Here is a 13,645-nt window from a genome sequence, read left to right on the forward strand (position 1 = left end):
CGCTGCGGTCGACGACACCCCCGCCCATGCCGGACGGAGCGTGCAGGCGCGCCACTGTCCTTGACCCCTCGTGGCCCGCTCACGACGCCCACCGCATGTTAGATTTCGAACGCCATCTTTCATGCAGGTGGACGTTCACCACTTGTTGCTCCGCGGGGGTACGGCAGACATGTCTACCGGCAGCGCGGAAGGCGGACCGCCGCGCCACAGGTTAGACGGCGAGCGTAATCTTTGGAGTGCAGTAGAAGGCTGCTCGACGTCACGGAGGGTGTTGGATGAGTCGCGTCTCGCAGGCAGAAGCGCGTGCCAACCGGGAGCGAGTGGTGGCCGCTGCCGCTCGGCTGTTCCGTGAAGACGGTGTGGCCAGTGTCGGTATCGCGGATGTGATGAAGTCGATCGGCCTTACCCAGGGCGGCTTCTACAAGCAGTTCGCCTCCAAAGCCGCGCTTGTCGACGAAGCGACCGCCAAGGCGTTCACCGACAACCTGCAAGACCTCCTGGCGTTGGAGCAGGAGGCCGGGGAACACCAGGCGGCTTGGCAGTCGCTGCTCGAGTCCTACTTCTCGGTCGAGCATCGCGACAACCCTGGTACCGGTTGCCCCGCGGCCGGGTTCGCCGGCGATGTCGCGCGCGAGCCCGAGCACAGGGAGACCTACGCCAAGGGCGTCCAGGAACTCGCGGCGTGGATCGCGCCCGGTGACGCCGGCCTGGCCGCCTATGCCACGCTCGTCGGAGGCATACTCCTCGCCCGGGCCACCGCGGGCACTCCCCTGTCGGAACAGATCCTGCGAGCTTCACATGCCGCAGCGGCGAGAGCCGCCGACAGCACTGAGCCGTCGAACGGCTGACACCTCACGCCTCCTTGGCAGATGCTGCAGGAGCGGCTGAGCGAAGTGCTGGAGTCCTCACCGGATGCCTACGAGTGGCGGCGCTGAACTGCGGCCGGCCGTCGCCGGCAGATGAGTGCGCATCTGAGGGTGAGGGGAACCTTCGTGCATGCCGTCGCATTCCGCGGCGAGCGGAATGCCGGTGGCGTCAGCCGGCGCCAGCAGGTGAAGCCCGAGCCGAGGCCGACTTCCGGCGGCAGGTACTCCCTGGCGATCCCGGTGTACAGAACGAGCAGGATGCCCTGGACCACGAGGCGGTCCGGATGCGGCTTGCTATGCGTGGTGCGCCGCCGTGGCCAAGGCCGTGGCCGGGTCGCCGGCGACGGTGTGGCTCTGGCCGACCATGCCCCTCTGCGGTGGTGAGCCGCAGGGGTGGTGCACCGCACGGAGCACCGTAGCCAGGCTGTACGTGCCGAACGCATACAAGTCCATACGACAGCCCGGCTCGGGCGGGGCCACGGGATGGCGGCCGTGGCGCATCAGCTCCCCGGCCATTCGTCGGGCCGACGCCCGTCGGGTTACGGCGTCACTCGGAGGTGCCGGACGCTGCCGCGACGGCGGCGCGCACCTCCTGGGCGAACCCCTTCACGGTGTAGCCCGGCGGCAGGCTGTCGATCATGACGATGTCCGAGATCGCGTTGCGCACGCGCAACGGCAGGATCGCCTGGTACTCGGGCGAGCGGTACCAGGCCTCCGCTGCGGCACGGTCGGGGAACTCCATCAGCACGACCAGGCCCGGCCACGCACCCTCGATCACGTCGGGTGCGCCGTTGGCCAGCCACTTCCCGCCGAACGGCTGGACAGTGGCCTCGACCTGTTCCAGGTACGACAGCCCCTGCTCGTTCGGGACGTCGCCAGGGATACGGAGATGGTTGATCAGGTAGGTGCTCATGGAAGGTTCCTTCGGGAGGGTTACGGCCGCTGGGCGCGCGGCAGAGTTAGATTACTAACGACATCTAACTGCTTGATGGCGTGCCCTGCAACTTCACACTTCGACACCAGAGGCGGGGACGGGCACAGGGCACGGCGCCGCCCGCGACGAGTAGCGACGGCTCCTGCCCCACCCTCGAACCGACTCCGGCGGGACGGCCGGGCATGCCGGGCCGCAGGGGTCACGCCAGTACCCACCAACGGCGCCACCGACCTGTCCTCCTGAGTCGACTACGAAATTTAGATTGTCAGTGACATCTATCACGTAGACGCTGTGCGGTGACGGCAGACATGATCAGCCCGCACACCATGCCCACCGCATCGCATGCCTACGAGGTTCGAATGACCCTGCCAGAGCGCGAGTCCGGCCACTCCGACCGCCCCTTCGTCGCGTCTGCTGCGGCCGGCGGGTCCTCACCCGCTTCCCCGCTCCGCGGATCTCGGCCCGTCGGGTAGGCAGGAGACGTACTCTCGTGACCTTGGTTCATCACGGACACGCCGGCAGTTTTCGCTTCCAGTCGCGGGGAATACTCGCCACACGTCCCGACCTGCACACCATGCTGCTGTCGGGACTCGGCACGATCGAGCAGCTGCGGGCCGAGGGTGAAGTCCCGCCCACGGTGCTGGGCTGGTGGCGGGAGCCGGATGAGACGGCGACGACAGCCGCGTTCGTCTGGATGCCACCGCACACCTCGTTGATCACACCCTGACACCATGGTTTCAGGGCTCGGCGTTGAGCCGGCCCGAGCGGAACGGTTCGACCTGGTGGGGCAGGCCGGCGAAGCCGGACGCGGCGAGCGCCTCGCCGAGCGTCGGAAGTGCCGCGGTGCGCGATACGAACGCCGGGTCCACCTCGACCCGGGCCCGGTCACCGAGGTCACGGACCCGGAGGTCGGTCACCTGAAGTCCGGCCTCTGCCAGGAGGGTCCGGACGGCCGCCTCGGCGCGGTCGACGCGGGCCAGGCGGAACGGGGTGACCTCGATGCCGTAGCGGACCCGGCTGGCGAGACACGGTGTCGCCGGTTTGTTCCAGGTGGGCAACGACCACAGTCGACTGAGGCGGCGTACCTCCGCCTTCGTCAGCCCCGCGTCGAGGAGCGGGGTGCGGATGCCTCGTTCCCGGCCGGCGCGGATACCCGGCCGGTAGGGGTCCGCGGCGTCGTCCGCGTTGGTGCCGGTGGCCACCGTGTCGCAACCGTGCTCGCGGGCCAGTGCCGCGATGGTGTCCAGTACCTCGGCCTTGCAGAAATAGCAGCGGTCCGGGCCGTTGGCCCGGTAGCCGGGGCGTGCCAACTCGTGGGTGCGCGGGGCGAGATGGATGACCCCGAGTTCGTGGGCGAGACGCCGGGCGGCATCGAGCTCTCCGTCGGCCAGGCTCTCCGACACGGCCGTGACCGCCAGGACCTGCCCCGGGCCGAGCACCCGGGCGGCCGCGGCGAGGACCAGCGCGGAGTCGGCGCCGCCGGAATAGGCGACGGCCACGGGGCCGCCGAGTTCGCGCACGCGGGCCGCGAGCCGGTGCTCCAAGGTGGCGTCACTGGGCACGTTCTTCCTCCTGGCTGGTCGTCGTCGTCCCCGCCCGGCTCAGGTGCAGTGCGCGTGCGGCGACGGCGCGCAGTGGCCGGCCCAGCGCGGCGGCCGCGGCCACCACGTCGTCGTGCTCCGGCTTCGCCGCGCAGGGACCGTGTTTGACCCGTACGGGGTGCCCGTCGACCTCCACCGTCTCGAAGGCACGCGGCAAGGTGGTGCGGGTGGCGGCGACACGCCGGATGCCGAGGGTTCCGGTCTCGGTCAGCATCAGGTCACGCAGCCGCCGTTCGTGGTGCGGGTGCACGAGGACGTGCAGGATCTGCGCGGGTCTGCCCTTCTTCATCACTGCCGGGGTAGTCCAGGCGTCGAGCGCTCCCGCATCCAGTGCCCTGGTGATGACGTACGCGAGAACTTCCCCGGTGACGTCGTCCAGGTTGGTCTCCAGCACGACGACGTCTTCGTCCGGTGCGCCGGGAAGAGGGGAACCGACGCTGACGCGGACGACGTTGGGCCGGTCGGGCAGGCGGCGGGTGCCCGCGCCGTAGCCGGTGGCGTCCAGGGTCATGGGTGGGGGTGGGCCGTACCGGGCTCCGGCGGCGTGCAGCAGTGCGGCGCCGGTGGGTGTCACCGTTTCGCCCGGCAGGTCGCTGCCCGTGACGGCGGCTCCCGCCAGGAGGGCAAGGGTGGCCGGTGCGGGGCAGGGCAGGACGCCGTGCGCGGCGTCGATCCTGCCCCGGCCGAGCGGCAGGGGTGCGCTGACGACGTCGGTGACCCCGAGGGCGTGCAGGGCCGCGGCGCTGCCGACGATGTCCACGAGGGTGTCGTGGCCGCCGAGTTCGTGCAGATGGACGTCGGCCGGGTCGGCGTCGTGGAGTCGCGCCTCCGCCTCGGTGATCGCCGTGACGGCGGCTGTGGCGAGGGCCGCGACGCGCCGGGGGGTCGCCCTGGCCGCCATCTCCAGTACTTCGCCGGCCCGACGCTCGGCGTGGGGGTCGGTGACCTCGACGTGGACCCGCGTGGCGGCCAGTCCGTGGTCCGTGATGCGCTCGGCGGTGAGGTTCCAGCCGGTCAGGCCGGTGGCGGCGACGGCGGACCGGATCCGGTCCAGCGGTGCCCCGGCGTCGATCAGGGCCGCCAGCAGCATGTCTCCGGCCAGCCCGGTGAACGGGTCGATCCAGCAGATCATGCGGCGCCTCCGGGGTCTGCCGCCGACCGGGCCTGGGCGATGCGGTGGACCGCCATGGCCGCGGAGAATCCGGAGTCGATGTTGACCACGGTCACCCCGGCGGCGCAGGAGGCGTGCATGGCGAGCAGTGCGGTGACGCCCTCCAGTGAGGCGCCGTATCCGGTGGAAACGGGCACGGCGACGACCGGGTTGCGGACAAGACCGCCGACGACGCTGGCGAGGGCGCCTTCCATGCCGGCCACCACGATCACCGCGTCGGCTTCCCGCAGCAGGCCGGCTACCTGCAGGACGCGTTGGATTCCCGCCACTCCGACGTCGTGGACGACCGTCGTGTCCAGTCCGATGGCCGAGGCCACCGCGGCGGCTTCCGCGGCCACCGGGCCGTCGGAGGTGCCGGCGGCCGCCACCACGACGGAGAACTCCCCGGCGGGAGCCGGCCGCCAGGTCAGCAGCCGGGCGTTCTCGTCGTAGGTGCCGCCTTCCACCTGTCCCAGGACCGCCGTGGCCGTCTCGGGGGCGACGCGGGTGGCGAGGACGGGGCCGGTGTTGTGGCGCAGCAGGCCGGTGACGATTCCGGCGATCTGCTCCACGGTCTTGCCGGGGCCGTAGACCACTTCCGGCAGGCCCTGCCGGGCCTCACGGCCGAGGTCGAGCCGGGCGTATCCCAGGTCCAGCACGTCGTTCACGGCCGCCCCCGTCGGATGTAGGGAATGGTCTGCGGGCCTTCGGGCAGGACGCACACGCGGGCGTCGGGGCCCGCGGCGGCCAGCGCCTCGGCGACGGTGGCGGTGATGTCGTGGGTCTGCCGCAGATGGGCCGTGGCCAGCTCCTCGTCGCTGAGGAAGGAGGTGTGCATGATGACGCGACTGCCCGACTGGATGCGGGCCTGGATCTGCACCTGCCACTGGTCGGGAACCGTTTCGGTGCGCGCACCGATGTCGGCGAACAGGGCTTGCGGGGACGGCGCGGAGGCCAGCACCTGACGGTAGGAGCCGTGGTCGGGGAAGCCGTCGCGGCATTCGGCCGCGCACACGATCGTTCCTCCTGGCCGGACCACCTGGTAGGCCGCCGACATGCCCTTGACCGCCTGGTACAGGTTCTGGTCCAGCGGGAAGCCGGAATTGGTGGTGACGACGACGTCGAACGGCGCCTCGACGGGGCGCATCGCCATCCGCTCGGCCGTGGCCGTCGCGGCCGCGTGCATGGGCAGCAGGTCGCCGCCGAACGCGGCCACGATGTCCTTGTCCCGGTTGAGCACCACGTCCAGCGCGAAGGTGACACCGGTGGCCTCGGCGATGGCACGCACGTCGTCGTGGACGGGGTTGCCGTGGGTGATGCCCCACGTGGCGCGCGGGTCCCCGATGCGGGCCGCGTCGTGCAGCACGAGCACGGTCTCCAGCGCGGCGAGCCCAGGGGCGACGAGCTTCGGGCCGCCGGAGAAGCCGGCGAAGAAGTGGGGTTCGACGAAGCCTGTGGTGATGCGGACGTCCGCCTCCCACCACTCGCGGTTGAGCCACACCGGTACGTCGTTGCCGTAGGTGCCGATCCATGCCAGTTGGGCGGCGTCGCGGGCGTCGTGGTTGACGATCCGTACCCCGTCGACGATCTCGTCGCCGAACATCGCCCGGAGCTCGGACTCGTCGTTGCCGCGATGCGTGCCGGTCGCGACGAGGATCACGACGTCCTCCCGGCGGACGACGCCCTCCAGTTCGTCCAGGACGGCCGGGATCATCAGGTGGCGGGGCTGCGGGCGGGTGCCGTCGCAGGCCGAGATGGCCACGGTCTGCCCCGGGCGGACCCGCTCGCGCAGGGGTGCTCCCGCGACCGGGTCGCGCAGCGCCGCGCGCAGGGCGGCCATCTGGTCCGCGGCTGCCGCGTGATGGACGGGTTCGACGACCGTCGCCGTGCGCGGGTCGACCTCGATGTCGATCCCTGAACGGCCGTAGGCCAGGCGTACTTTCACCGGGCCACCCCCAGCGGGCCGTCGTCCGCGGATCGTCCCGGCCGGTCGCTCGCGCCCAGTCCGTAGGCGCGTTCCGCCGTCGTGGTGAAGACCTGGGAGCGCTCGGCCGGGGTGAGGCCGGCGGTCAGCGCCTCCGCCGCGCCGACGACCTCCGCGTAGGAGGCGGCCGGCAGGCAGACGGGCCAGTCGGAGCCGAACATCACCCGCTGCGGGCCGAACGCGTCGAGCACGACGTCGGCGTAGGGACGCAGGGTCGCCACACTGCGGTCGTTCGAGGCGGCCTCCGTGACCATGCCGGACAGCTTGCAGAACACGTGGGGCTGGGCGGCGAGTTCACGGATCAGCGCTGCCCAGGGCTCCAGTTCGCCTGTGGCGATGGGCGGCTTGGCCAGATGGTCGAGGACGAACGTGAGGTCCGGCAGCTCCCGGACGGTACTGATGGCGGCGGGCAGTTGGTGTGGGAGGACGAGCAGGTCATAGGCGAGGTTCGCCCGCGAGACCGTGTGCAGGCCCCGGCGCACGTCGGGCCGGTTCAGCCAGCCGGGGTCCGGTTCGCTCTGCACCAGGTGCCGCAGGCCGACCAGTTGGTCGCCGCCGGGCGCCGCCCGCAGGGCGTCCAGGGTGTCGGCGAGGCCGTCCGAGGTGAGGTCGGCCCAGCCGACGACGCCGGCGATCAGGTCGTCGGTCGCGGCGAGGGACAGGAACTCCGTGGTCTCGTCGAGGTCCGGCAGGACCTGGACCAGGACCGTACGGTCGATGCCCGCCGCCCGGGCCGACGGTGCCAGGTCCGCCATGGTGAAGTCCCTGCGCAAGGTGGCCATGCCGGGCGCGTCGAGCCATGTGTGCGCGCGGCGCCGCGGGCCGGGGCCCGGGTCGGACCCGGGAGCCGAGGCGGGCCGCCAGACGTGGTGGTGTGCGTCGATCCTGCTCATGCTCCGTCCCGTTCGCGTTCGAGGGCGTCGAGCTCGGCCCAGAGTTCCTCGGGGATCGTCGCGCCGGCGTGTGCGATGTTGACGGTGACCTCCTGGGAGCTGCGTGCCCCGACGACGACGCCGGTCACGGCGGGGTGCCGCAGCGGGAACCGCAGAGCCGCGGCGGCCAGCGCCACACCGTGGGCGGCGCAGCGCTCGCCGAGGGCGAGGGCGTGGCGCCGCACCGCTTCGGAGGCCGGCCTGTAGTCGTAGGTGGCGTCGGGTGCGAGGTTCGCCAGGATGCCGCTGTTGAAGACACCGCCGACCAGGACGCCCACCTCTCGTTCGGCGCACGCGGGCAGCAGTTCGTCGGCCGCGCTGCGGTCCAGCAGGGAGTAGCGGCCGGCGACGAGGACGCAGTCGACGTCCGTCTCGGTGACGAAGCGGGTGAGCATCTCCGTCTGGTTCATCCCGACGCCGATCGCCCGGACCGCTCCCTCGGCGCGCAGCCGGGCCAGTGCCGGGTAGGCGCCGGTGAGGGCCTCCTTCCCGTGGTCGTCCGGGTCGTGGATGAGCACGATGTCGAAGGCGTCGAGGCCGGAGCGCTCCAGGCTCTCGGCGAGGGAGCGGTAGACGCCGTCGGCACTGTAGTCGCGGATCCTGACCAGGTCGGGTGCGCCGTGGAAGGCCTCGTCCCCTGGTGCCGATTCTCCCGGGACGAGCAGCCGCCCGACCTTGGTGGACACGGTGCAGTCCGCGCGCGCGGGGCCGAGGCCGGTCAGGAAGGCGCCGAGCCGTTGCTCGGCGAGCCCGGCACCGTAGTGCGGGGCGGTGTCGAAGTAGCGGATCCCGGCGGCCCAGGCCGCTTCCAGTGTGCCGGTGGCGTCCCGGCCGCCGACCGCGGAGAACAGACCGCCCAGCGGTGCGGTGCCCAGCCCGATGCGGCTGACGGTGACGCCGGAACGGCCGAGGGGGACCCGTTCGGCATACCAGGGGTGCGCAGCGGTGGACATCACGCCTGCCCGACGACGTGCCGCTGACGGCCGAGCCGGTCGATCTCGGCCTCGACCACGTCACCGGCCCGCAGGTAGGGGAAGTCGTTGGCACCGAAGGCCACGCCCGCCGGGGTTCCGGTGTTGATCACGTCGCCGGGGTCCAGCACCATGAACTGGCTCAGGTACCACACGACGTGGCGCACCCCGAAGATCATGTTCTTGGTGTGCCCGTGCTGACGCGGCTCGCCGTTGACCCACAGTCGCAGGGCCAGGTCCTGGGGGTCCCCGGTCTCGTCGGGGGTCACCAGCCAGGGGCCGAGGGGGTTGAAGGTCTCACAGGACTTGCCCTTGTCCCACTGCCCGCCGCGATCGTGCTGGAAGGAGCGCTCGCTGACGTCGTCGGCGATGGCGTAGCCCGCGACGACGTCGTCCGCGGCGGCCGGGGAGTCCAGGTAGCGGGCGGTGCGGCCGATGACGACCGCGAGTTCGATCTCGTAGTCCGTGCGGGTGCTGGTGCGCGGGACGAGGACGGTGTCGTCGGGTCCGACCACCGTGTTGGACGCCTTCATGAAGATCACCGGCTCCGCCGGGGGCGGGGTGGCGGTCTCCTCGGCGTGATCGGCGTAGTTCAGCCCGACGCACACGACCTTGCCCGGGCGGGCCACGGGTGCTCCGGTGCGCTGCCCGCCCAGGTCGATGCGCGTCAGGGCTCCCCCGGCCAGCGCGTCGCGTGCCCGCTCCACGCCGTCACCGGCCAGGAAGGCACCGTCGATGTCGGCGGTCAGCGGGGTCAGGTCGTAGACCAGGCCGTCGGTGTCGAGGACGGCGGGGCGTTCCGAGCCCGCGGGGCCCACGCGCAGAAACCTCATCGAAGTGCTCCTCACTGAGCGAACGTGCCTCCCGCGACCTACGGCTGTCCGGGCCGGGCACGGGGCTGGTGACGTGTGATGGACGAGGGTGGGGCGTGAACCACCCGGTGTTCACGGCAGGTCCGGGACGGCGCTGGTCGGCTCCAGGTGCTCGCGCAGCCATTGTTCGGTGGTGCTGACGTGCAGAAGCGCTGCGGCCTGCGCCAGGCCGGCGTCGCCGGCGACCAGCGCCTGGAAGATCGACTCGTGTTCGGCGACGGTGCGGGCGGCGGCGTTGTCGTCGACCAGACCGCGCCAGACGCGTGCGCGCACCGTCCGGCTGGAGATCCCCTCCAGCAGGGTGGCGAGGGTGGCGTTGCCGGTGGCCGCGACCACCGCCCGGTGGAACGCCGCGTCGTGTTCGGTGAGCCGCTCGATGTCCTCCCGGGCCGCCCGCATCGCGTCCAGGTGCCGCTCCACCTCGGCCAGTTCCCCGGGGGAGATGCGGGTGGCGGCCAGTCCGGTGGCGACCGGTTCGAACAACCGGCGCACCTCGGTCAGCTCCAGCAGGGTGTCGCCTCGGAGCAGTTCCACGGCCGATCCGATGCTGCTCAGCAGCAGCTCCGGTTCCAGGCTGGTCACGTAGGTGCCGTCGCCCCGGCGGATCTCCAGCACGCGTGCGACCACCAGTGCCTTGACCGCCTCCCGCATCAGGTTGCGGGACAGCCCCAGCTCCGCGGCCAGCTGCTGCTCAGGGGGCAGTTTGGCACCGGGCGGCAGCTCACCGGACTGGATGAGGTCCCTGATGCGGTCGATGGCCTTGTCGGTCAGTGACATGCGGCTGCTCCCTGCTCGTTGCCCAGGCGGCGGCAGCGTAGCAATACATCCCATCACTCAGGAAGAGACCGTGAAGCCGAAGGCGTCATCGCATTTCCCTGACTTCAAACCAGCAGGTGAGGAGCGGTCCCTCACATATTTCCCTCCCGAGGTATGGACACCGAGATGGGGTGACCCTATAAATCCATCCCATGTCCAGCCTCTGCCGTTGCGGAGCGGACATCCCGTTGACACTCGACGATGGGTGGTGGCCATGGAGCCGACACGACACCGGATGCTGCGAACCGAGGACGCCGGGCCCGATGAGTGAGCTCATCAGCGCGGTCGAGGCCGTGGACGTACGGTTTCCGACCTCACGGGACCTCGACGGCTCCGACGCCATGAACCCCGAACCCGACTACTCGGCGGCGTACGTGACGATCCACACGAGCACCGGCGGCCGGGGACACGGCCTCGCCTTCACCGTGGGACGCGGCAACGACGTGGAGGTCGCCGCCGTACGCGCCCTGGCCCCGCTGATCACGGGGCTTCCGGTGGAGGACGTGCTGGCCGATCTCGGCGCTTTCTCCCGGCGGTTGACCGGCGACAGCCAACTGCGCTGGCTCGGCCCGGAGAAGGGGGCCATCCACATGGCCGCCGCCGCGATCGTCAACGCCGTCTGGGACCTGTACGGACGCCGCACCGGCAAGCCGGTCTGGCGGCTGCTGGCCGAGCTCTCCCCCGAACAGCTGGTCGACCTGGTCGACTTCCGCTACCTCCAGGACGCCCTGACCCGCGACGAGGCCCTGGACATCCTGCGGCGCGCGGAGCCAGGCCGCGCCGAGCGCACCGCGCACCTGCTGAAGCACGGCTATCCGGCGTACACCACGACCCCCGGCTGGCTCGGCTACGACGACGAGAAGCTGGTGAGGCTGTCCAAGGAGGCGGTCGCCGACGGATTCGGCCAGATCAAACTGAAGGTCGGCGCCGACCGCGAGGCAGACCGGCGCCGCATGCGACTGGCCCGCGCGGCGGTCGGCCCGGACATCAGGATCGCCGTCGACGCCAACCAGGCATGGGGAGTCCAGCAGGCCATCGACTGGACGGCGTCGCTCGCCCCCTACGACCCGTACTGGATCGAGGAGCCCACCTCGCCGGACGACATCCTCGGCCACGCCGCCATCCGCCGGGCCGTGGCGCCGGTCAAGGTGGCCACCGGCGAACACACGCACAACCAGGTGATGTTCAAACAACTCCTGCAGGCGGAAGCCCTCGACATCCTGCAACTCGACGCCAGCCGCACCGCCGGCGTCACCGAGAACGTCGCCATCCTGCTGCTGGCCGCCAAGTTCGGTGTCCCGGTGTGCCCGCACGCCGGTGGAGTCGGTCTGTGCGAGATGGTGCAGCATCTGGCGATGTTCGACTACGTGGCCGTCAGCGGCACCACCGAGAACCGCGTCATCGAGTACGTCGACCATCTGCACGAGCACTTCACCGACCCGGTCCGCATCCGCAACGGCCGCTATCTCGCCCCGTCCGCACCCGGCATCAGCGCCGAACTCCATCGGCAGTCCCTGGCGGACCACCGCTACCCCGACGGGCCGGTGTGGAACGGGGAGGCCGAAGGATGAGCGCTCCCGACTGCGCGGGACTGGCAGCCGTCGTCACCGGCGGCGCCTCCGGCATCGGACTGGCCACCGCACGCCTGCTGGCCGCCCGCGGCGCCCGTGTCGCCTGCCTCGACCTCCAACCCGACGGCCTGCCCGATCCCCTGATCGGGATCCGCGCTGACGTGGCCGACGACGTAGGCGTGCGGACAGCCGTCGCCGAGGCCGCGGACGTCCTGGGCGGCATCGACATCCTGGTCAACAACGCCGGCATCGGCGCCCAGGGCACCATCGAGGACAACGCCGACGACGAGTGGCATCGGGTGTTCGACGTCAACGTCGTCGGGATGGTCCGGGTGACCCGGGCCGCCCTCCCCCATCTGCGCCGCTCCGACAGCGCGGCCATCGTCAACACCTGCTCCATCGCCGCCACCGCCGGCCTGCCCGACCGGGTCCTGTACTCCGCCACCAAGGGTGCCGTGCTCGCCATGACGCGGGCGATGGCGGCCGACCTCGTGCACGGCGGAATCCGCGTCAACTGCGTCAACCCCGGCACCGCCGACACTCCCTGGATCGGCCGCCTCCTGGACCGCGCCACGGACCCCGCGGCCGAGCGCGCCGCCCTCAACGCCCGCCAGCCGATGGGACGTCTCGTCTCCGCCGACGAGGTCGCCGCGGCCATCGCCTACCTCGCCGGCCCCCTGTCCGGCTCCACCACCGGCACCGACCTCCCCGTCGACGGCGGCATGCAGGGCCTGCGGATCCGTCCGCGCACCTGATCCCCGCTCCTTCCCCACCCGAGACCGGCGCCCGCACACCGCACGACCGGTCCCGCAAGCAGCCCGTCCGCGCGACCCCGTCAGCAAGGAGAGCGAGCCATGCAGCTCAGGTTCACCAGGTACGCCTGTCTCGGCGCCCTCGCCGCCCTGTCCGTCCCCGCACTCACCGCCTGCGGGGGTTCGGGATCCGCGTCGGCCTCGGGTCCGGGCGGTGGTTCCACCGTGGTCGGGGTCGACTACCCGCGCTCCGACACCGACTTCTGGAACTCGTACATCAAGTACACCCCGCAGTTCGCCAAGGAACTCGGACTCGACCTGAAGACCACCAACTCGCAGAACGACGTCGCGAAACTCACCGCCGACGTCCAGACGTTCATCAGCCAGGGCGTCAAGGGCGTCGCGATGGCACCGCAGGACACGGCCGCCATCGCACCCACCCTGGCGCAGCTGGCGGCGAAGAAGATCCCGGTCGTCTCCGTGGACACCCGCCCCGACACCGGCAAGGTGTACATGGTCGTAAGGGCGGACAACCGCGCCTACGGGGAGAAGGCCTGCCAGTTCCTGGGGACGAAGCTGGGCGGCAAGGGCAAGGTCGTCATGCTCCAGGGAGATCTCGCCTCCGTCAACGGCCGTGACCGCACAGAGGCGTTCAACGACTGCATGAAGAAGAACTACCCGGCCATCAAGGTCTTCGGCGAAGCCACCAACTGGGACGGCGCCGTCGCGGCGCAGAAGCTCCAGACCGACCTGACCGCCCACCCCGACATCAAGGGCGTCTACATGCAGTCCAGTTTCGCGCTCTCCGGCACCCTGCAGGTGCTCAAGCAGAAGGGTCTGCTGGTCGGCCCCGAGGACAAGAAGCACGTGTTCGTGGTCTCCAACGACGGCATCCCCGAGGAACTCAAGAACATCGCCGCGGGCAAGATCGACGCCACCGTCTCCCAGCCGGCCGACCTCTACGCCAAGTACGCCCTCTCCTACCTCAAGGCGGCGATCGACGGCAAGACGTTCAAACCCGGCAAGACCGACCACGACAGCACGATCATCCAGGTCCGCGAGGGCCTTCTGGAGGACCAGCTCTCCGCGCCCCTGGTGACGGCGGACGGGGCCACCTACGGCGGGGTCCCCAGCCTCAAGAGCGACGACAGCTCCCTGTGGGGCAACAACCTCAGCTGACCGGAAGGCGATTCGCA

The 13,645-nt window shown here is 71.0% G+C and carries 14 protein-coding genes; 5 read left to right on the top strand and 9 right to left on the bottom strand.

The features are described from left to right. Positions 1-275: 275 nt before the first annotated feature. Positions 276-848, top strand: coding sequence for a TetR/AcrR family transcriptional regulator (locus DC008_RS00225; protein ID WP_108705124.1), 573 nt, complete (start codon positions 276-278; stop codon positions 846-848). A 565-nt stretch (positions 849-1,413) separates the two neighbouring features. Here the strand turns inward: DC008_RS00225 and DC008_RS00235 are convergent. Beyond that, on the bottom strand, positions 1,414-1,779 hold the full coding sequence (locus tag DC008_RS00235) for a DUF1330 domain-containing protein (RefSeq protein ID WP_108705125.1): 366 nt from the start codon (positions 1,777-1,779) through the stop codon (positions 1,414-1,416). Between the two features lie 511 nt (positions 1,780-2,290). On the opposite strand from DC008_RS00235, the gene DC008_RS00240 reads away from it, so the two are divergent. Beyond that, the gene (locus DC008_RS00240; RefSeq protein WP_108705126.1) at positions 2,291-2,527 is read left to right on the top strand and encodes a hypothetical protein; all 237 of its coding nucleotides are present in this window, start codon (positions 2,291-2,293) and stop codon (positions 2,525-2,527) included. Between the two features lie 10 nt (positions 2,528-2,537). Here the strand turns inward: DC008_RS00240 and larE are convergent, their stop codons facing one another. The 8 genes from larE to DC008_RS00280 form a co-directional block, all read right to left on the bottom strand. Next, positions 2,538-3,362 (bottom strand): ATP-dependent sacrificial sulfur transferase LarE, encoded by an 825-nt coding sequence (gene larE / locus DC008_RS00245; RefSeq protein ID WP_108705127.1) that lies wholly within the window; start codon positions 3,360-3,362, stop codon positions 2,538-2,540. Further along, complete coding sequence (gene larC, locus DC008_RS00250; protein ID WP_108705128.1) at positions 3,352-4,533, bottom strand: nickel pincer cofactor biosynthesis protein LarC; 1,182 nt, start codon at positions 4,531-4,533, stop codon at positions 3,352-3,354. Before larC ends, larE begins: the two co-directional genes overlap by 11 nt. Further along, entirely contained in the window at positions 4,530-5,219 is a 690-nt protein-coding gene (gene larB, locus DC008_RS00255) for a nickel pincer cofactor biosynthesis protein LarB (RefSeq protein ID WP_108705129.1), read from the bottom strand. The genes larC and larB overlap by 4 nt, the downstream gene beginning before the upstream one ends. Further along, positions 5,216-6,496 carry a nickel-dependent lactate racemase gene (gene larA, locus DC008_RS00260; RefSeq protein WP_108705130.1) on the bottom strand — a complete coding sequence of 427 codons (1,281 nt, stop codon included), beginning with the start codon at positions 6,494-6,496 and terminating at the stop codon, positions 5,216-5,218. The genes larB and larA overlap by 4 nt, the downstream gene beginning before the upstream one ends. Next, on the bottom strand, positions 6,493-7,428 hold the full coding sequence (locus DC008_RS00265) for an amidohydrolase family protein (protein ID WP_108705131.1): 936 nt from the start codon (positions 7,426-7,428) through the stop codon (positions 6,493-6,495). Before DC008_RS00265 ends, larA begins: the two co-directional genes overlap by 4 nt. Then, positions 7,425-8,420 carry an aldo/keto reductase gene (locus tag DC008_RS00270; RefSeq protein WP_108705132.1) on the bottom strand — a complete coding sequence of 332 codons (996 nt, stop codon included), beginning with the start codon at positions 8,418-8,420 and terminating at the stop codon, positions 7,425-7,427. The genes DC008_RS00265 and DC008_RS00270 overlap by 4 nt, the downstream gene beginning before the upstream one ends. Next, positions 8,420-9,271, bottom strand: coding sequence for a fumarylacetoacetate hydrolase family protein (locus DC008_RS00275; protein ID WP_108705133.1), 852 nt, complete (start codon positions 9,269-9,271; stop codon positions 8,420-8,422). Before DC008_RS00275 ends, DC008_RS00270 begins: the two co-directional genes overlap by 1 nt. 111 nt (positions 9,272-9,382) lie before the next feature. Further along, positions 9,383-10,087 (bottom strand): FadR/GntR family transcriptional regulator, encoded by a 705-nt coding sequence (locus tag DC008_RS00280; protein ID WP_108705134.1) that lies wholly within the window; start codon positions 10,085-10,087, stop codon positions 9,383-9,385. 302 nt (positions 10,088-10,389) lie between these two features. Between DC008_RS00280 and DC008_RS00285 the strand changes: the two genes are divergently transcribed. The 3 genes from DC008_RS00285 to DC008_RS00295 all read left to right on the top strand — a co-directional run bounded on the left by DC008_RS00285 (position 10,390) and on the right by DC008_RS00295 (position 13,628). Continuing rightward, a complete protein-coding gene (locus DC008_RS00285) occupies positions 10,390-11,697 on the top strand; it encodes an enolase C-terminal domain-like protein (protein ID WP_108705135.1) in 1,308 nt (435 codons plus the stop codon). Beyond that, a complete protein-coding gene (locus tag DC008_RS00290) occupies positions 11,694-12,452 on the top strand; it encodes an SDR family NAD(P)-dependent oxidoreductase (RefSeq protein ID WP_108705136.1) in 759 nt (252 codons plus the stop codon). Before DC008_RS00285 ends, DC008_RS00290 begins: the two co-directional genes overlap by 4 nt. Positions 12,453-12,551: 99 nt before the next feature. Continuing rightward, a complete protein-coding gene (locus DC008_RS00295; RefSeq protein WP_108705137.1) occupies positions 12,552-13,628 on the top strand; it encodes a sugar ABC transporter substrate-binding protein in 1,077 nt (358 codons plus the stop codon). Positions 13,629-13,645: the final 17 nt, after the last annotated feature.

This window comes from Streptomyces nigra, assembly GCF_003074055.1.
GTDB lineage: Bacteria > Actinomycetota > Actinomycetes > Streptomycetales > Streptomycetaceae > Streptomyces > Streptomyces nigra.

Coding starts and splice junctions, on each gene's coding strand:
- DC008_RS00225 (WP_108705124.1), top strand. CDS start 276: ATGAGTCGCGTCTCGCAGGCAGAAGCGCGTGCCAACCGGGAGCGAGTG.
- DC008_RS00235 (WP_108705125.1), bottom strand. CDS start 1,779: ATGAGCACCTACCTGATCAACCATCTCCGTATCCCTGGCGACGTCCCG.
- larC (WP_108705128.1), bottom strand. CDS start 4,533: ATGATCTGCTGGATCGACCCGTTCACCGGGCTGGCCGGAGACATGCTG.
- DC008_RS00265 (WP_108705131.1), bottom strand. CDS start 7,428: ATGAGCAGGATCGACGCACACCACCACGTCTGGCGGCCCGCCTCGGCT.
- DC008_RS00270 (WP_108705132.1), bottom strand. CDS start 8,420: ATGTCCACCGCTGCGCACCCCTGGTATGCCGAACGGGTCCCCCTCGGC.
- DC008_RS00275 (WP_108705133.1), bottom strand. CDS start 9,271: ATGAGGTTTCTGCGCGTGGGCCCCGCGGGCTCGGAACGCCCCGCCGTC.
- DC008_RS00280 (WP_108705134.1), bottom strand. CDS start 10,087: ATGTCACTGACCGACAAGGCCATCGACCGCATCAGGGACCTCATCCAG.
- DC008_RS00285 (WP_108705135.1), top strand. CDS start 10,390: ATGAGTGAGCTCATCAGCGCGGTCGAGGCCGTGGACGTACGGTTTCCG.
- DC008_RS00290 (WP_108705136.1), top strand. CDS start 11,694: ATGAGCGCTCCCGACTGCGCGGGACTGGCAGCCGTCGTCACCGGCGGC.
- DC008_RS00295 (WP_108705137.1), top strand. CDS start 12,552: ATGCAGCTCAGGTTCACCAGGTACGCCTGTCTCGGCGCCCTCGCCGCC.